The sequence below is a fragment of the Sphingopyxis sp. genome (assembly GCF_035944815.1).
Classification (GTDB): Bacteria; Pseudomonadota; Alphaproteobacteria; order Sphingomonadales; family Sphingomonadaceae; genus Sphingopyxis.
Genome location: NZ_DASZAU010000009.1, coordinates 545,694 through 562,948 on the forward strand (window position 1 = coordinate 545,694; position 17,255 = coordinate 562,948).

At 66.2% G+C, this 17,255-nt stretch carries 14 protein-coding genes; 10 read left to right on the forward strand and 4 right to left on the reverse strand.

What is annotated here, in order from left to right:
* The first annotated feature begins 41 nt into the window (after positions 1 to 41).
* From VGU00_RS13250 to VGU00_RS13275, 6 genes are all read left to right on the forward strand, one after another.
* Positions 42 to 1,106 (forward strand): bifunctional nicotinamide-nucleotide adenylyltransferase/Nudix hydroxylase, encoded by a 1,065-nt coding sequence (locus VGU00_RS13250; RefSeq protein ID WP_327469219.1) that lies wholly within the window; start codon positions 42 to 44, stop codon positions 1,104 to 1,106.
* A gap of 52 nt (positions 1,107 to 1,158) precedes the next feature.
* Positions 1,159 to 2,544, forward strand: coding sequence for a nicotinate phosphoribosyltransferase (locus VGU00_RS13255; protein WP_327469221.1), 1,386 nt, complete (start codon positions 1,159 to 1,161; stop codon positions 2,542 to 2,544).
* 117 nt (positions 2,545 to 2,661) lie between these two features.
* Positions 2,662 to 4,764 (forward strand): protein-disulfide reductase DsbD family protein, encoded by a 2,103-nt coding sequence (locus VGU00_RS13260; protein ID WP_327469223.1) that lies wholly within the window; start codon positions 2,662 to 2,664, stop codon positions 4,762 to 4,764.
* Positions 4,765 to 4,787: 23 nt separating this feature from the next.
* A complete protein-coding gene (locus VGU00_RS13265) occupies positions 4,788 to 5,465 on the forward strand; it encodes a thioredoxin family protein (RefSeq protein ID WP_327469225.1) in 678 nt (225 codons plus the stop codon).
* A 138-nt stretch (positions 5,466 to 5,603) separates the two neighbouring features.
* On the forward strand, positions 5,604 to 7,757 hold the full coding sequence (locus tag VGU00_RS13270; RefSeq protein WP_327469227.1) for a TonB-dependent receptor: 2,154 nt from the start codon (positions 5,604 to 5,606) through the stop codon (positions 7,755 to 7,757).
* Positions 7,754 to 8,989 carry a PepSY-associated TM helix domain-containing protein gene (locus tag VGU00_RS13275; protein WP_327469839.1) on the forward strand — a complete coding sequence of 412 codons (1,236 nt, stop codon included), beginning with the start codon at positions 7,754 to 7,756 and terminating at the stop codon, positions 8,987 to 8,989. The genes VGU00_RS13270 and VGU00_RS13275 overlap by 4 nt, the downstream gene beginning before the upstream one ends.
* A 21-nt stretch (positions 8,990 to 9,010) precedes the next feature.
* Here VGU00_RS13275 and VGU00_RS13280 read toward each other — a convergent pair whose 3' ends face one another.
* A complete protein-coding gene (locus VGU00_RS13280; RefSeq protein WP_327469229.1) occupies positions 9,011 to 11,314 on the reverse strand; it encodes an LPS-assembly protein LptD in 2,304 nt (767 codons plus the stop codon).
* Between the two features lie 132 nt (positions 11,315 to 11,446).
* On the opposite strand from VGU00_RS13280, the gene VGU00_RS13285 reads away from it, so the two are divergent.
* From VGU00_RS13285 to ndk, 4 genes are all read left to right on the forward strand, one after another.
* Complete coding sequence (locus tag VGU00_RS13285; RefSeq protein ID WP_327469231.1) at positions 11,447 to 12,892, forward strand: leucyl aminopeptidase; 1,446 nt, start codon at positions 11,447 to 11,449, stop codon at positions 12,890 to 12,892.
* 20 nt (positions 12,893 to 12,912) lie between these two features.
* On the forward strand, positions 12,913 to 13,362 hold the full coding sequence (locus VGU00_RS13290; protein WP_327469233.1) for a DNA polymerase III subunit chi: 450 nt from the start codon (positions 12,913 to 12,915) through the stop codon (positions 13,360 to 13,362).
* An 81-nt stretch (positions 13,363 to 13,443) separates the two neighbouring features.
* On the forward strand, positions 13,444 to 13,977 hold the full coding sequence (locus VGU00_RS13295; RefSeq protein ID WP_327469235.1) for a hypothetical protein: 534 nt from the start codon (positions 13,444 to 13,446) through the stop codon (positions 13,975 to 13,977).
* Positions 13,978 to 14,066: 89 nt separating this feature from the next.
* A complete protein-coding gene (gene ndk, locus VGU00_RS13300) occupies positions 14,067 to 14,489 on the forward strand; it encodes a nucleoside-diphosphate kinase (protein ID WP_054588335.1) in 423 nt (140 codons plus the stop codon).
* Positions 14,490 to 14,561: 72 nt separating this feature from the next.
* Here the strand turns inward: ndk and VGU00_RS13305 are convergent, their stop codons facing one another.
* Genes VGU00_RS13305 through purM form a run of 3 tightly spaced genes read right to left on the reverse strand, consistent with a single transcriptional unit; the run spans position 14,562 to position 17,234 of the window.
* On the reverse strand, positions 14,562 to 15,182 hold the full coding sequence (locus tag VGU00_RS13305) for a hypothetical protein (RefSeq protein ID WP_327469241.1): 621 nt from the start codon (positions 15,180 to 15,182) through the stop codon (positions 14,562 to 14,564).
* A 2-nt stretch (positions 15,183 to 15,184) separates the two neighbouring features.
* Positions 15,185 to 16,135, reverse strand: a complete 951-nt coding sequence (gene purN, locus VGU00_RS13310) for a phosphoribosylglycinamide formyltransferase (RefSeq protein ID WP_327469243.1) — start codon at positions 16,133 to 16,135, stop codon at positions 15,185 to 15,187.
* Positions 16,128 to 17,234, reverse strand: a complete 1,107-nt coding sequence (gene purM, locus VGU00_RS13315; protein ID WP_327469245.1) for a phosphoribosylformylglycinamidine cyclo-ligase — start codon at positions 17,232 to 17,234, stop codon at positions 16,128 to 16,130. The genes purN and purM overlap by 8 nt, the downstream gene beginning before the upstream one ends.
* Positions 17,235 to 17,255 lie beyond the last annotated feature (21 nt).

The following is a 17,255-nucleotide window of genomic DNA, read 5'->3' on the forward strand; positions in this document are numbered from 1 at the left end:
GGGGAGGCCGGGAATGAAAAGGATCGAGGGAGCCTCGAACGATGAAAAAAGCAGATTTCGGCGTCTTTATCGGACGCTTCCAGCCGCTGCATATCGGGCATGAACATGTCATCCGGCAGGCGCTGGAACAGGTCGGCCGGCTCATCATCCTCGTCGGCTCGGCGAATGTCGCGCGCGATCCGCGCAATCCCTTCACCTTCGACGAGCGCGCCGCGATGCTGCGCGCCGCGTTCCGCCACGAAATGGCCGAGGAACGGCTGATCGTCGAACCGCTCGACGACCATCTCTATTCGGACACCGCCTGGGTGACCGAGGTGCAGCGCCGCGTGAACCGCATCATCCTCGACGTCGGCAACGGGCACGGCTTCGGCAGCCACGGGCTTGCCGATTTCAAGGTCGCGCTGACGGGCTATGGCAAGGATGCCTCCTCCTATTATCTTCGCCTGTTTCCCGAGTGGGACAATATCCAGATCGACAGCCAGTACGGCACCTTCAGCTCGACCGACGTCCGGCGCCGCTATTTTCAGCGCATCCCGGAAGTGCCCGCTTCGATCCTGACTCCTGACGTGGCGGCATGGCTCGACGCATTCAAGCTCGGCGAGACGTTCCGCACCTTGCTCGAGGAAAGCGAATATCTCGCCGACTATCCGAAGCAATGGGGCAAGGGCCCGTTCGTCACCGCCGATGCGGTCGTCGTCCAGTCCGGCCATATCCTGCTCGTCGAGCGCGGGCGGCTGCCCGGCAAAGGCCTGCTCGCGCTGCCCGGCGGCTTCGTCGACGCGGGCGAGCGCATCCGCGATGCCGCGATCCGCGAGCTGCGCGAGGAAACGGGGATCAGCGACGGCAAGGGCCAGATCCCGCCCGCAATGCTCGGCAGCTTCATCGAGGATCATCGCACGCGCGTGTTCGACGCCCCGAACCGCAGCCTGCGTGGCCGCGTCATCACGCACGCCTATCTGTTCCGGCTGCCCGAGCGGCGCAAGCTGTTCGCGGTCAAGGGCGGCGACGATGCGGCGCATGCGCGCTGGTACCGCCTCGGCGACCTCCGCCCCGAAATGTTTTTCGAAGACCATTGGTCGATCATCGAAGAGATGGCCGACCTGTAAACCCGCGGCGGGGGAGTCCTGCCTACAAGCAAGAATGTGAGGAGTTCACATCATGAAAAACCCGATCCTGGCGACCGACAGCTACAAGCAGAGCCACTATCTGCAATATCCGCCCGAGGCGCGCATCATCAGCGCCTATGTCGAGGCGCGGCCGAACCCCTTTTCCGGCGCAATCGTCTTCCTCGGGCTGCAGCCGCTGCTGGTCGACTATTTCAGCCAGCCGATCGCGGCGGCGGACATCGACGAGGCCGAGGCGATCTGCGTCGCGCACGGCGTTCCGTTCAACCGCGCGGGATGGGAGGCGATCGTCGCCGACCATGGCGGCTATCTGCCGCTCGAGATCAAGGCGCTGCCCGAAGGAACGATCGTTCCCGCCGGGGTGCCGATGGTCCAGCTCGAAAACACCGATCCGCGCATGCCCTGGCTTACGACCTTCATCGAAACCGCGATGCTGCGCGCGATCTGGTATCCGACGACGGTCGCGACGCTGAGCTGGAAGTGCAAGCAGGTGATCCGCGCCGGGCTGGAAAAGACGTCCGACGATGTGGAGGGCCAGCTCCCCTTCAAGCTCCACGATTTCGGCGCGCGCGGGGTGTCCTCTGCCGAGAGCGCGGGGCTGGGCGGGCTCGCGCATCTCGTCAATTTCCAGGGCACCGATACGATGGAGGCGCTGGTCGCGGCGCGGCGTTACTATGGCGCCGACATGGCGGGCTTTTCCATCCCCGCCGCCGAGCACAGCACGATGACGAGCTGGGGCCGCGAGCGCGAGGAAGACGCCTATCGCAACATGCTCGACCGGTTCGAGGGCGAGGGGCGGATCGTCGCGGTCGTCTCCGACAGCTATGACCTCGATGCCGCGGTCGCCGACATCTGGGGCGGCAGCCTGCGTGAAAAAGTGCTGGGGCGGCAGGGCACGCTCGTCGTGCGCCCCGACAGCGGCGACCCGATCGAAACGCCGCTGCGCACGGTGAAGACTTTGTGGGAGAAGTTCGGCGGGACCGTGAACAGCAAGGGCTACCGCGTGCTCGACCCGCATGTCCGTGTGATCCAGGGCGACGGGATGACGGTCGACAGCATCGGGACGCTGGTGGCGCGGATGATCGAGGAAGGCTTTGCGATCGACAATATCGCCTTCGGCATGGGCGGCGGGATGCTGCAGCACGTCAACCGCGACACGCTGCGCTTCGCGATGAAGGCGAATGCGATGCTGGGCAGCGACGGCGTCTGGCACGATGTGTTCAAGATGCCGAGCACCGACCCCGGCAAGGCGAGCAAGGCCGGACGACAGGCGGTCGTGATGAAGGATGGCCGGATGGCCGCGGCGAGGCTCGATACGCTCGGCGCGGGAGAGGACCTGCTGGTGCCCGTGTGGCGCAACGGCGAACTGCTCGTGCGGCACGATTTCGATACGGTGCGTGCGCGGTCCGAAGGAAAATGAAGGCCGAGCGGAGCGATAAGCGGATTTTGCCATAAAGTTGCGACAAAGTCGTGATGGCTTGGCCCGATGCGACAGACCGGGGTGTCGCACCGCAAAAGTTTTTGGCAGGTCTGTCCCATGCTCGCTTCGCTCCGCCTGCTTCTCGTCGCGCTTCTTTTCGCGCTGGCGGGGGTGCCGGGCGCCGCCCAGACGATGTATTCGGCGAACGTCGAGGTTTCGCTGGTCCCGATGCACCAATGGGCCGCCCCCGGATCGACCGCGATCGTCGCGGTGCGTCAGGATATCAAACCCGGCTGGCACACCTATTGGCGCAATCCCGGGGACTCGGGCGGCGCTACCGAGCTCACATGGTCGCTTCCGGCCGGCGTATCCGCGGGGCCGATCCTGTGGCCGCTGCCCGAACGCCAGCCGGTTAAGGGGCTGATGAACTATGGCTATTCGCGGCAGGTCTATCTGCCGGTGCCGATCGAGGTGCCGCGATCGGCGAAAGCGGGGACGACCCTGTCGCTCGCGGTCACGGTCCTCTCTATGGTCTGCAGCGAGGATATGTGCGTTCCCGACGAGCGGACGGTCAAATTCGATCTTCCCGTTCGCGATGGCGTGCCGCCGCTCGCCGGTACCGAAGGCGCCGCGATCGAGCGCGTCGTCGAGGCCGCGCCGCGCCCGGCCGACATCGCGGCGCATGTCGCGCAGGACGGCGCCGACCTCATACTCCGCCTCCGCGGTGCCGCCTTGCGCGAAGGTGCCGCCGCGGACGCCTATTTCTTTCCCTTCGACGGGGGCATCGTCGACCACCCCGCCGTCCAGAACGCCGAGTGGAAGGGCGGCGAGCTGGTCCTCCGGATGAAGGCCGGCGGAGCCGTCCTCGCGAGCGGCCTCGGCAAGCCGCTGGGGGGCGTGATCGCGACGCCGGGCGGCGCGTGGGAAGTGGTCGCCGACACGGCGGCGGCGCCCGCAGCCGGGGGTGGTGAGACGAGCCTCCTTCTCTTCGGCCAGGCCGCCCTGTTCGCGCTGATCGGTGGCCTCATCCTCAATCTCATGCCGTGCGTCTTCCCGATCCTCGCGATGAAGGCCGCGTCGCTGTCGGCGTCGGCACACACGCCGCGAGCGGCGCGACGCGACGGGATCGCCTTCCTCTTTGGCGTGCTCGCGACCTTCATCCTGCTCGCGGGCACCCTGCTCGCGCTGCGCGGGGCGGGCGAGGCCGCGGGCTGGGGTTTCCAGCTCCAGAACCCGGCCGTCACCGGCCTGCTTGCGCTGCTCATGCTCGCGGTCGGGCTCAATCTTTCGGGCGTTTTCGAGGTCGGCCTTTCGGGCGGCGGCGCGGGCAGCAGGCTGACGCGCCTGCCCGGCGGTGCGGGGGCCTTTTTCACCGGCATGCTCGCGGTGGTCGTCGCGGCGCCCTGCACGGCGCCGTTCATGGCCTTCGCGCTGGGTGCGGCGCTCGTCATGCCCGCACCGATGGCGCTCGCCGTGTTCGCGATGCTCGGGCTCGGGCTCGCGCTTCCCTATCTGGTCATCAGCCTGTCGCCACGGATCCTCCGCCGCTTCCCAAGGCCGGGTCCGTGGATGGACCGCCTCAAATCGATCCTCGCCTTTCCGATGTATGGCGCCGCGCTCTGGCTGCTCTGGGTGTTCGCGCGGCAGACGGGCGGCGAAGCGCTGGCTTTGATCCTCGCCGGCTCTCTCTTCCTCGCCTTCGGGCTGACGCTCTGGGGCTGGCGCCAGGCCGCGCGCATGGCGGGGCGCCGGGCGCTCTGGACGACGGCGGTATCGGCATTGTCGTCGATCGCGGCGGTCGCCGTTACATTGTCCGCCGCGTCGTTCGGACCCGGGGCGGAAGCCGCGGGGTCGCAAAGCGCTTCGGACACGCGCTGGTCGGTGGACGCGGTCGCCGCGGCGCGCGCGGAGGGCAAGGTCGTCTTCGTCAATTTCACCGCCGACTGGTGCGTCACCTGCAAGGTGAACGAGCGCGCGGCGCTGGCGAATGACGCGACGCGCGCCTTGTTCGCCGGTCCCGACGCCGTCTATATGGTCGCCGACTGGACGCGGCGCGACGATGTGATCGCGCGCGAACTCGAGCGGTTCGGCCGGTCGGGCGTCCCGCTTTACCTCGTCTATTCGCCGGACAAGGCGGCGCCCGAAATCCTGCCGCAACTGCTCACGCCGGGGATCGTGGCCGACGCCGTCAGGCGCGCGGGCGCAAAGGGTTCAACATGACGATGACCGAGAGGAGATTAGCCGTGAAACATCTGTTGCTTTCGATCGCCGCGACGTCGGCCTTGCTGCTTGCCGGGTGCGGGCAGGGTGCCGACAAGACCGCCGAAGCGCCTGCCGCAACCGAAAAGGCCGCGGCGGCCGGGGGGCAGGTCGCGCCCGCCTTCCAGCTTGCCAATGCCAATGGCGAGCAGGTCTCGCTCGCCGATTTTCGCGGCAAGACCGTCGTCCTCGAATGGACGAACGAGGACTGCCCCTATGTGAAGAAACATTATAGCGGCGCGATGCAGGCGCTGCAGAAAGAGGCGGTCGGCGACGGCGTCGTCTGGCTGACGATCATTTCGTCCGCCCCCGGCGAACAGGGTTTCGTCGAAGGCGATCGCGCGAAAAACTGGGGACAGCGCTTCAACGCCGGCTTCACCCACCTTCTCCTCGATCCGACGGGCGCGACGGGCAAGGCCTATGGCGCCAAGACGACCCCCGACATGCGGGTGATCGATGGCGAGGGCCGGATCATCTACGCCGGCGGGATCGACGACAAGCCGACCAACAAGGTCGAGGATCTTGCGGGCGCGAAGAATTTCGTGCGCGCCGCGCTTGACGATCAAGCGGCGGGGCGTCCGGTCGCGACGGCCTTTGCGCAGCCCTATGGCTGCTCGATCAAATATGCCGATGGTGCCGTTGCCGCGCCCAAGAAAGGCTGATCGCGCCGCCACCAGCCGTTTCGGCTAGCCGGCCGGCGCTGCGTTGGACCATCCGCCCCGCGAAGCGCCGGTCACGCCGTTTGTTGCAACTCATTCTCAATTGCGCTAGCCGCGCGTCCCTCAGCAGGGGATGTGAGAATGATTCGCAAGATGATGCTCGGGCTGTCGATGTCGACCGCCCTGATCGCGCCGGACGCCTATGCCGAAGACGGCGCCGACGCTGCGGCCGAGGCCGCCGCCGACGAAATCATCGTCACCGGCCGCGTCGCGAAACTCTATCGCATCGAGGAAACGGCGAGCGGCAAGATGCCGACCGAACCGCTGGCATCGTCGCAATCGATCACCGTCCTCACCGAGCAGCTGATCGACGATCAGGGCGCGCGCGACGCGCAGGATCTCTATCGCAATATCTCGGGGGTCAGCGTCTTCTCCTACGCCGGCGTCACCGCACGCGGCTTCCGCCAGCAGGAGAATTTCTACGACGGGCTGCGCGGCGACCCCTATATCGGTTTCGCCGTCCCGCAGCTCTTCAACATCGAGCGGGTCGAGTTCCTGAAGGGACCGGCGGGCATGCTCTACGGCCAGACCGCGCCGGGCGGCCTCTTCAACTATGTGACCAAGAAACCGTCGCAGACCTTCGCCGCATCGGCGCGGATCGTCGCAGGGACCGAGGATCGCTACGGCGGGCAGGTCGAGGTGACAGGCCCGGTGAACGACGTCATCGCGCTGCGCGGCGGTGCCTTTTTCGAGGATCGCGACCTGCCGCGGTACCATGCGGGCAACCGGTCGCTGCTGCTCGATGCCGGCGCCAGCTTCGACCTCGGCATCGCGAAGCTGACGACGCAGGTCTGGCGGATCGAACAGGACCTCGCGGCGAACCGCCTGCGCGGGATCGCGGTCGACGCCGACGGGCATTTCCTTGCAAACCGGCGCTGGAATCATAACGAGCCGAGCGATTTCCTCGACCTGCGTTCGACCGCCGTGCAGGCGAAGCTCGAGTTCGAGCCGACCGAAAATCTCAAGCTGGACGTCGCGGGGCGCCGCATCGACGCATCGGAAAAGCAGAAATATCACGAACCGATCGCGCTGCTCGATCGCAACGCCGACGGCCGTTTCGACGCGGTCGCGCGCCAGTATCGCGACCAGTATCGCGGGACGAAAAGCTGGTCGTTCGGGGGCAACGCCGTCTGGTCGGCGCAGATTTCGGACACGGTCTCGAACCGCGTGCTCGCCGGGTTCGATTACAGCACCGAGGATGCGACCTCGACCGCCTCGCAGCTCACCGGGCGCGCGACCGCGGCGGCGGGCCTGCCATGTCCGCTCGACTTCGCGAATCCCGTCTACCGCGCCTGCGATCCGACGCTGTACAATATGCCCGCTGCGACGACCACGTTCACCGAGACGAAGCGCAACGGCTTTTACCTGCTGAACGAGCTGACGCTGGGCCGGCTGATCGCGGTCGCGGGCATCCGCACCGACAGTTTCGAGGACGTCAGCATCGCCGCCAACGGCACGCGGACGCGCTTCAAGGATCGCGACGAAAGCTATCGCGTCGGCCTCGTCTGGCGCGTTCGCGACGATCTGTCGCTGTTCGGTCAATATGCGACAAGCTTCGAACCGCAATCGGCCTCGGCGCAGGATCCGCGCGCCGGCGGGCCGTTCCCGCCGACGACGGGCGACATGTTCGAGGGCGGCGTGAAGACCGCGCTGCTCGGCGGACGGATCCAGAGCAGCCTGTCGGTATACCGGATCAAGCGGCAGAATTTGCTGCAGGCCGACCCCGGCGGTGATACCGATACTCCCCCGGACGGCATCAACAACTCGTTGGCGTTCGGCGAAGTTACGTCAAAGGGCGTCGACGTCGATATCGCGGCCGACATCACCGACAATTGGGTGCTGACGCTGACTTACGCCTATAATGACACGAAGGTGACCAAGTCGACGACGGTCTCCAACGGCGGCATCACCAATGTCGTCCCCGGCGGCCGCTTCGCCAACGCGCCGAAGAACAAGCTCGGCTTCTGGACGCGCTACCAGATCCCGAGCACGGGTCTCGCCTTCGCGCTCGGCGGCGACTATGTGTCGAAGCGGATCAGCCTGTCGAACCAGCCGGTAAACCCCTATTTCGTCTTCGACGGATCGGTCAGCTGGACGCGCGGTCCGTGGGACGTGCGGCTGCGCGTCGACAATATCTTCGACAAGACCTATGCCGCTTCGGGCTTCAACGACCGCGGCGGGCATTTCCCGGGAAGGCCGCGGTCGGCCTTCGTCGAGCTGGGGTATAAATTCTGACCGCGCAGGCCGCAAAACCCAAGGCAAAAAAGGCGAGCGGGCGGCGCCTCTGGTGGGCCGTCCATCAATGGGTCGGGCTGAAGCTGTCGCTCTTCCTCGCCTTCGTCCTGTTCACGGGAACGCTCGCGGTGCTCAGCGCCGAGATCGACTGGCTGCTGCACCCGACGCTGCGCGTGGCGCCCTCGTCGGTCGAGGGTGCGCCGCGCTGGGACCTTATCGCCGAAAATGCGGCGCGCTATCCCGGCGTCGCGACGATCAACTATATCGCGCGGCCGCACGCGGGCGCCTTTGCGGCGCGCGTCGCGTTCCAGCGCGCGGACAAGAGCCGCGGCTATCTGCACGTCCATCCGACCACGGGGCGCGTGCAGGGCGAACAGGGCTTCATCGACAGCCAGCGCGTGCTGCGCAACCTCCACCGGCACCTCAACCTGCCGGTCAAATATGGCGTGCCGATCGTCGGGTCCTTGTCGTTCCTGCTGCTGATCAGCCTCGTCACATCGTTCGTCGTCTACCGCAAATGGTGGCGCGGCTTCTTCAAGCCGATCCGCTGGCGCGATGTCCGCACAGCATGGGGCGATTTCCACCGCCTCACCGGGGTGTGGAGCCTGTGGTTCGTCGCGCTGATCGCGCTGACGGGGCTCTGGTACCTTGTCGAACAATTGGGCGGTGACGCGCCCGACCTGCCCGAACCGAAGGGCGCGATCGTCGAACGCCCGCCGGCGGATATGGTCGCCGCGGCACATTCGCTCGCGGCCAGCCTCGCCGCGGTTCGCGGTGCCGATCCCGCGCTCGATATCGAGATGGTCCAGTTTCCCGACAAGGAATCGGGGGCCTTCGTCTTTCAGGGGCAACGGAGCGCCTGGCTCGTCCGGCCGCGCGCCAATGCGGTCTGGGTCGATGCCGCGACCGCGCGCGTCGTCATGGCGAGCGACGGGCGCAGCCTCGATGTCCACCAGCGTATCTCGGAGATGGCCGACCCGCTGCATTTCGGGACCTTCGCCGGCTATTGGACGCGCATACCCTGGTTCGTCTTCGGGCTGCTGATGACCGGGCTCGCGCTGTCGGGGGCCGCGATCTATTCGCACCGTATCGCGCACAGCGCCCGCGCTGCCGTCGTGGAACGGCCGATATGGAACGGCATCTGGCGCGGCATGGGCGGCTGGCGCTGGCTTTCCGCGGCGCTGGTCGCGACCGGCGCCGTCATGATCGGCTGGATGTTCTACAAGGGCTAGGACGCCAAGGCGCCCGCCCGCTCAGAAGCCGAGGTTGCGGAACGCGATGCGGAACGAGAAGCTGTTGCCGCGCCGGGCGTCGCCGGTGTCGGCATAGTCGCGGCGCCAGGTCAGCGCGATCGACAGGCATTCATCGTCATAGGCGACGCCCAGACGGTGGCGGATCGGTTCGAAGCCGTCGGCCGAACTCAGCGGATCGTCGCTGCGCTGCGTCAGGTCGACGATCGCCGACCCGAAGACTGACCAGTTCTTCGCAACCGCGACGCGTCCGCCTGCGCGCACTTCCTCGCGATCCTGCAGATCCTCGCCGAGCAGCAATATGTCGCGGTTGAGCCGCGAATAGCCGAGCACGGCATAGGTCGAGCGGCCGCCGATCGTCGCGTCGAACTCGTTGCGGCGGATCGCCAGACTGTCCTTGTCCAGCCGGAACCGGTGCGTCAGCCGCAGGAAATCGCGATAGGCGACGGTCGTTCGCCCGACGATATCCGACGTGCGGTCGGTCAGCCCGGTGCCGTCGGGAAACAGGCTGGGCTTGTCCGACAGGCGATAGCTCTGCCCGATTACGCTGCTGATGTTGAAGCCCGGCCGGCTGAAATTCCATTCGATCCCATAGGTGATGCGCGCGCCGTCCTCGAACCGGTCGTAACCGTTGAAGCGGTTGATCGAAAAGAGATTGCCGTCCTCGAGGTCGAAGGCGCGCGAGTCTTCGTTCGGAATGTCGAGATTCTTGATCGGCGGGGTGGCGACGATCTGGACGCGCGGGGTCAGCGTCTGCGTGCCGCCCAGGAATTCGCCGACGAAGGGCCAGCGCATGTCGGCGGCGACGGCGGCGATCCCGCGCCCCTGCCACCCCGATTTGCCGCGATAGCCGGGAATGGCGGTCAGCAGATTCTCGTCGCTGTGATAGACGTCGCCGCGAACCAGCGCGGTCAGCGTCACTTCCTGACCAAGGCCGGTCAGGCCGCGCAGGTCCCAGCGCGCGCCGGCAAAGGCGCGCTGCGTGTCCTGCCCTTGGGTCCGCCCGATCGCGAGCGTGTTGAGCTGCAATTCCAGCTGCCCGCCCAGCAGCGGATCGTCGAACCGCTGGCGATAATCGATGATCGGCAGCGCGATCGGCTGCTGGCCCTGTTCGTCGTTGCGGCGCAGCGTCTGCGTCGCCCAGCCGGCGATCGAGAGATAGCTCTGGTTGCCGATGCGTTCGAGTTCGAAGGTCGAACGCAGCCGGTCGTCGCGGCTGATATCGTACCGCCGCATGAAAGTGCGGTCGGTCGCGATGCGGCCCGAATAGGTCAGGCTCCAGCGCGGATCGAACTGGAACTTGCCCGCGCTTTCAAGATAGCCGCGAAAGCGCTTCTCGGTATCGGGATCGTCGCCGGTCAGCGGCACCAGCGAGCCATAGGTCGCATAGCCGTTGATACGGAACGAACCGATGTCGGTCAGCGCGCGAAACTCGCCTTCCAGCATCGGCGCTGCGCTCGTGTAGATATGCGGCGTGATCGTGATGTCGCGGTCGGGCGCGATGCGCAGATAATAGGGCACGGCGATTTCGAAGCCGTTGCTGCGGTCGAGCCGGATCTCGGGCACCAATATGCCGCTTCCGGCCTCGCTGTTCGCGGGATGGCTGAGCCCCGGCAGCGGGATCAGCGGCAGGCCGAAAATTTCGACGCGTGCGCCCTTGTACCGGATCTTGTTCTTCGCCCGGTCGTACATCACGCGGACGGCGCGAATCTGCCAGCTCGGGTTCTTGGGGCAGCCTGCGTCATCCTCGACGGGGCAGGGGGTGTAGGCGGCGTTTTCCAGCTCGATATTGCCATTGTCGAAGCGCGTGCCCTTGATCGCCGCCAGCCGCGATCCGTTGTCGAGCACGACGAGCAGATTCTCGACGACGCCGTCGCGCAACGTATCGGTCAGCTCGATCTTGTCGCCATAGGCGGTGTCGCCTTCGGGATTCTTGATGACGACATTGCCCTCGGCGAAAACCTGGCCCGTCTTGCGGTTCCACGTCACCTTGTCCGCGCGCATCTCGATCGCTTCGCGGTTCATCTGGACATTGCCCTCGGCAATGACGATTTCGGTATCGCTGTCGTAGTTCAGGTTATCGGCGGCAAAGCCGATCTGTTCCTCGCCCTTGACGTCGGGCGCGTCCGAACCGGTCGGCACGACGTCGGGCGTCTGCAAATCGGGTTCGCCGGCGACCTCGGCCGACTGGGCCGGATTCGCCTCGCTCTGGGCCAGCACCGGGCTGGCCGCCAATGCGGCACCGCTCGCCGTCGCCAGCCAGAACGGCCGCGCACGCGCCGCTTGTTGGAACAAAGCCCAGCTCATTTAATCCCTTTGTCCCGAACCCTATATCGACATTCGCCGGCTTGGACCGGCCGCTTTGTTTTTGCAACTCGCAAGCGAAACCCCTATCGGTCCGCCACGTTCCAATCAATCATCGCATAAGAAAGTTAAGGCATGGACATTCAGTTTGTCGCGCAAATCGATGCGTCTGCCGACGTCGTCGCTTTTCCGGTCCGCAAGGGCGAAGCCGGCGCGCTCGGCGCGCTGCTCGGTGCCGCGGCGGCGCAGGCGCGCTTCGACGGTACGGCGGGGACGATCGCCGAAACCGCGACCATCGACGGCGGCGTGGCCAAGCGCCTGCTGCTCGTCGGGATCGGCGAAGGCGGCGAGCACGACCTCGAACGCGGCGGCGCGGCGCTGACCGCGAAGCTCCAGACCAGCGGCGTGACCGCGGTCCATGTCGATTTCGCCAGCGCCGGGCAGAGCGACGCCGACGACGTCCTAGCCTTTGCGATGGGCGCGCTGCTGCGCAACTGGCGCCTCGATACCTATCGCACGCGCCTTTCGGACAAGGCGAAGCCGAGCCTGAAGGCGGTGACGATCGCGTCGTCGCACGGCGACCTCTCGCCGCGCTGGGCGGAAAATCAGGCGATCGCCGATGGTGTCGCCTTTACCCAGACGCTCGTCGCCGAGCCGCCGAACATCCTCTATCCCGAAAGCTTCGTCGAACGCTGCCAGCATCTCGCCGACCTCGGTGTCGAGCTCGAAATACTCGACGAACGCCAGATGAAGGCGCTCGGCATGGGCGCGCTGCTTGGCGTCGCGCAGGGCTCGACGCGCCCGCCGCGGCTGCTCGCGATGCGCTGGAACGGCGGTCAGCCGGGCGCGAAGCCGATCGCCTTCGTCGGCAAGGGCGTGACCTTCGACACCGGCGGCATCAGCATCAAGCCCGCCGCGGGCATGGACATGATGAAATGGGACATGGGCGGCGCGGGCGCCGTCGCGGGCGCGATGAAGGCGATCGCGGGGCGCAAGGCTAAGGCGAATGTCGTCGGCATCGTCGGGCTCGTCGAAAATATGCCCGACGGCAATGCGATGCGCCCCGGCGATGTCGTGTCGACCATGTCGGGCCAGACGGTCGAGGTGCTCAACACCGACGCCGAAGGGCGCCTCGTGCTTTGCGACGCCGTCACCTGGACGCAGCAGGTCTACGAACCCTCGGTGATCGTCGACCTCGCGACGCTGACCGGCGCGATGGTGATTTCGCTCGGCCATGAATATGCGGGCATCTTCGCCAACGACGACGGCCTCGCCGACCAGCTGATCGCCGCGGGCGAGGCGTCGAACAACAAGCTGTGGCGTTTCCCGCTGTCGCCCGCCTACGACAAGCTGATCGACAGCCCGATCGCCGACATGAAGAACGTCGGCCCGCGCGAGGGCGGCTCGATCACTGCGGCGCAGTTCATCAAGCGCTTCGTCGACGAAGGCGTCAAATGGGCGCATCTCGATATCGCGGGCATGGCCTGGCACGACAAGGACGGCCCGGTCTACGCCAAGGGCGCGACCGGCTACGGCGTGCGCCTGCTCGACCGCTATATCGCCGCCAACCACGAAGGCTGAGGGCGCAGGGGCAGGGGAGCATGGCGCGCGTCGACTTCTACCGGCTGACCCGCGATCCCGCCGAACGCGTGCTCCCCGCCCTCGCGACGCGAATCCTCGCGAACGGCGACCGCCTGCTGGTGGTCGCCGCGCCGGCGATGCAGCGGCAGGCGATCGACGCCGCGCTCTGGTCGCTCCAGCCGGCGAGCTTCCTGCCGCACGGGGCTGCCGGCTCGCCCGATGAGGAGATCGAGCCGATCCTGATCGCGGGCACGCTCGATCCGTCGCCGCCGAACCGCGCGACATATCTTGCGCTCGCTGACGGCGAATGGCGCGACGAGGCGCTCGGGTTCGAGCGCGTCTTCCTGCTGTTCGACAACAGCCGCATCGACGATGCGCGCGCGCTGTGGCGCACGCTGGCGGCGCGCGACGATGTCGACAACCGCTTCTGGAAACAGGACGAAAACGGCCGCTGGTCCGAAGGGCCCTAGGCGGCTGTGACATATGTCACCGACAGGGCGCGCGGCGCCCGCCAGAGCGGCCGGGCTTTCGTTTCAGCAGGAGCCTTCGATATGACGACGATCCGCCCCACTCCCTCCCTCTGCGCTGCGCTCGCCGCCGCGACGCTGCTCCTCGCCGGCTGCGGCTCCAGCCCGGAAACCGAGGTCGCGAGCGGCACCTATACCGATCCCGAAACCGGCAAGACCGCCGATTATAGTATCAGCAGCAGTGAGGATGGCGAAAACGACAAGGTCACGATCAAGACCGAAGATGGCGAAGTGCAGTTCGGTGGCGCGGCGAAGCTGCCCGCGGGCCTGACGCCCTTTCCGGGATCGAAGATGACCGGCGGTTTCGCCGGGTCGGGCAAGGACGGCAAGGGCGGTCTCGCGAGCTTCGAGGTCAAGGGCAGGGCGGCCGAGGTGGTCGCCCATTATCGCCGCCAGATCGAGGCCGCCGGTCTCAAGGTGAAGTCCGAAATGACCGCCGAGGATACGGTCATCATCAGCGCCGAAAAGCCCGACGATACGAAAACCTCGATCCAGGTGACCGCGACCCAGACCGGCGACATGGTCGAAGGCGCGATAACCTATGGCAGCGGCGCATAGCCGCCGACTGCGCTCTGTCCTTGCGGCGCGGCGAAAGCGCGGCTAGAGGCGCGCGCATCGCAGACCATAATAACACAGGAGCTTCCCCCATGGCGGTTACTCGCACCTTTTCGATCATCAAGCCCGACGCCACGCGTCGCAACCTCACCGGCGCCGTCACCAAGATGCTGGAAGACGCCGGCCTGCGCGTCGTCGCGTCGAAGCGCATCCACATGAGCCGCGAACAGGCCGAAGGCTTCTACGCGGTCCACAAGGAACGCCCCTTCTTCGGCGAACTCGTCGACTTCATGATCAGCGGCCCCGTCGTCGTCCAGGTCCTCGAAGGCGAAAACGCCATGCAGGCGAACCGCGACATCATGGGCGCGACCAACCCCAAGGATGCTGCACCCGGCACGATCCGCAAGGAACTGGCCGAAAGCATCGAGGCGAACACGGTTCACGGCAGCGACAGCGACGAGAATGCGGCGATCGAAATCGCCTATTTCTTCAAGCCCGAAGAAATCGTCGGCTAAACGACACAGGCAGCAAGGTCGACAAGAGGCCGCCGGAGCGATCCGGCGGCCTTTTTTCGTAAATTAGGTCCTTTAGTCGAGGCGCTCGCGAACCCATCGGAACCGCAGCAGTTTCGACGGATGCGGACGGCTCGGGGCGGCGGCGGCGCGCAGCGCGTCCTGCGACGCCGGACGGCATTTCTCGTCGAACCCCGCAAAGCGCTGTTTCACGACGGGCGTCGCATTCCGCTCTTCGGCCGCGCTTTTATAATCGATCATCGTGCCGCACATGACGGGCCATAGGGCGATGGACTTGAGCTTGTCGCCGCCGGCCGGATTGTCGAACGCCATGAACATATAGGTCGGACCGTCCCACTCGGTTTCGGCGTCTTTGAAGCCGACCTGCATCAGCCCGATCTTGCCGCCGACGAACAGGATATCGTTTTCGAGCGGCTTGACCGTCGGCATGGTTCCGCCCGATGGTTCGGACCACTGGCCATCGCGATGCTCCACCCAGCTGGCACAGGCGGGCCAGCGCGACACGGGCAGGGCGATATCGACGCGGCAGGCAGGATCGTCTTTCATCAGCCAGACGCCATCGGCAAGCACTGGCGCCCCCGCCGTATCAGCCGCAGTAAACATCGGTTTTTCGGAAACCGCCATGCCGCAGCCGCCAAGCAACAGGATCAACAGACAAGCGAACAATCGCGTCATCGTCAGAACTCCTCCGCCACCCCCATCAGTCCCGCCAGCTTCTTCGGCGCCACTGCCAGCCAGCTCTTGCGCAGCCACTCGCCGATTGCATCCCAATCGGTGTCGCCAAGATCGAGCCGGATGCCGATCCAGCCGTCGCCGAAATAGGCGGGGCGGTAATAGCGGTCCGCGTCGAGCTCGATCAGCATCGCCTGCTCCTCGGCGCCGCTGATCTTCACCAGCAGCGCGATTTTGCCGTCGCCATGATGGTCCTCGGTGAAATAGGCGAATTTCTTGCCTTTGGCGATACCGAAGCACGGCATGCCGTGCGAGGTGACTTCGTCGGCTTCGGGCAGCGCCATCGCAAGGTCGCGGACGCGGGTGCGCAAATAGTCGGGCGACCGTTCGCGCGTCACGAAAGCGGCGAGCGTCGCGGGATAGAGCTGATGCTCGGCGAACTGCACGCGCCGCGCCAGCGTTTCGACCGTGTCGCCGGGAAGGATCGCGACCGGCGTTTGTGCCAGAACCGGGCCATCGTCGACGCCCGCCGTCACGATATGGACGCTGCATCCGCCGAATTTGTCGCTTGCTTCGATCGCTTGGGCGTGGGTGTTCAACCCCTTGTAGAGCGGCAGCAGGCTGGGGTGGATGTTGATCATCCTGCCCGCCCAGCGGGCGACGAAATCGTCGGACAGGATTCGCATATAACCCGCGAGTGCGACGAACTCGGCGCCCGCCGCGCGCAATTGTTCGTCGACCAGCGCGTCGAACGCGTCGCGGTTCATACCCTTGTGCGAAAACGCCCAGGTCGCGATGCCTTCGGCTGCGGCGATTTTCAGGCCCGGCGCGTCGGGATCGTTGCTGCCGACGAGCACCAGTTCATAGGGGCAGTTTCCGGCCTTCGCCGCATAAAGCAGCGCCGCCATATTGGTGCCGGCGCCCGATATCAGGACGGCGACACGCGCCTTAGCCATTATGCGTGGCGCTCCATGACCCCATCGCGCTCCATGTCTCAGCGCTGCCCGTTACGGTGCAGCCCTTTTCGCCCTCGGCGATATGGCCGATCCGGTGCACCGTCTCGCCCGCGGCTTCGAGCGCCGCCGTCACTTCGGCGACATCGCCTTCGGCAACGACCACCGCCATGCCGATCCCGCAGTTGAAGGTGCGCGCCATTTCCTCGGGCTCGATATGGCCCTGCGCCTGCAGATACGCCATCAGCCGCGGCTGCTCCCAAGCATCGGCATCGACATGCGCGTGCAGCGTTTTGGGCAGGATGCGCGGGATATTCTCGAGCAGTCCCCCGCCGGTGATATGCGCGAGTGCGTGGATCCGGCCGGTCTTCACGAGCGGGAGCAGGCTCTTCACATAGATGCGCGTCGGCGCCATCAGCGCGTCGATCAGCAGGATATTCTGGTCGAACAGCGCTGGACGCTCAAGTTTCCAGCCCTTGTCAGCAGCGAGCCGGCGAACGAGCGAAAAGCCGTTCGAATGCACCCCCGACGAGGCAAGCCCGAGGATGACGTCGCCCGCCGCGACCTTGTCGGCGGTCAGCACCTGATCGCGCTCGACCGCGCCGACGCAAAAGCCCGCGAGGTCATAGTCGCCGTCCGAATACATGCCCGGCATTTCGGCGGTCTCGCCGCCGATCAGCGCGCAGCCGGCCTGCTTGCACCCTTCGGCGATGCTCGCGACGACTTCGGTCGCGACGTCATTGTCGAGCTTGCCGGTGGCATAATAGTCGAGGAAAAACAGCGGCTCGGCGCCCTGCACGATCAAATCGTTCGCGCACATGGCGACAAGATCGATCCCGACGCCGTCATGCTTGCCCGATTCGATGGCGAGCTTGAGCTTGGTGCCGACGCCGTCGTTCGCGGCGACGAGCAAGGGATCGTTGAACCCCGCGGCTTTGAGGTCGAAGAAACCGCCAAAGCCGCCAAGGTCGGCGTCGGCGCCGGGGCGGCGCGTCGCACGGGCGAGCGGGGCAATGGCACGGACCAGCGCGTTGCCGGTCTCGATCGATACGCCGGCCTCGGCATAAGTGTAGGAGGCGGGTTGGTTGTGCTTGGAATCCATGGCCAGCGCGACTAACGACTC

Bases quoted from the DNA above. Each gene is read 5' to 3' on its own strand.
- VGU00_RS13250 (WP_327469219.1), top strand. From the start codon at position 42: ATGAAAAAAGCAGATTTCGGCGTCTTTATCGGACGCTTCCAGCCGCTG.
- VGU00_RS13255 (WP_327469221.1), top strand. From the start codon at position 1,159: ATGAAAAACCCGATCCTGGCGACCGACAGCTACAAGCAGAGCCACTAT.
- VGU00_RS13260 (WP_327469223.1), top strand. From the start codon at position 2,662: ATGCTCGCTTCGCTCCGCCTGCTTCTCGTCGCGCTTCTTTTCGCGCTG.
- VGU00_RS13270 (WP_327469227.1), top strand. From the start codon at position 5,604: ATGATTCGCAAGATGATGCTCGGGCTGTCGATGTCGACCGCCCTGATC.
- VGU00_RS13280 (WP_327469229.1), bottom strand. From the start codon at position 11,314: ATGAGCTGGGCTTTGTTCCAACAAGCGGCGCGTGCGCGGCCGTTCTGG.
- VGU00_RS13285 (WP_327469231.1), top strand. From the start codon at position 11,447: ATGGACATTCAGTTTGTCGCGCAAATCGATGCGTCTGCCGACGTCGTC.
- VGU00_RS13290 (WP_327469233.1), top strand. From the start codon at position 12,913: ATGGCGCGCGTCGACTTCTACCGGCTGACCCGCGATCCCGCCGAACGC.
- VGU00_RS13295 (WP_327469235.1), top strand. From the start codon at position 13,444: ATGACGACGATCCGCCCCACTCCCTCCCTCTGCGCTGCGCTCGCCGCC.
- ndk (WP_054588335.1), top strand. From the start codon at position 14,067: ATGGCGGTTACTCGCACCTTTTCGATCATCAAGCCCGACGCCACGCGT.
- VGU00_RS13305 (WP_327469241.1), bottom strand. From the start codon at position 15,182: ATGACGCGATTGTTCGCTTGTCTGTTGATCCTGTTGCTTGGCGGCTGC.
- purN (WP_327469243.1), bottom strand. From the start codon at position 16,135: ATGGCTAAGGCGCGTGTCGCCGTCCTGATATCGGGCGCCGGCACCAAT.
- purM (WP_327469245.1), bottom strand. From the start codon at position 17,234: ATGGATTCCAAGCACAACCAACCCGCCTCCTACACTTATGCCGAGGCC.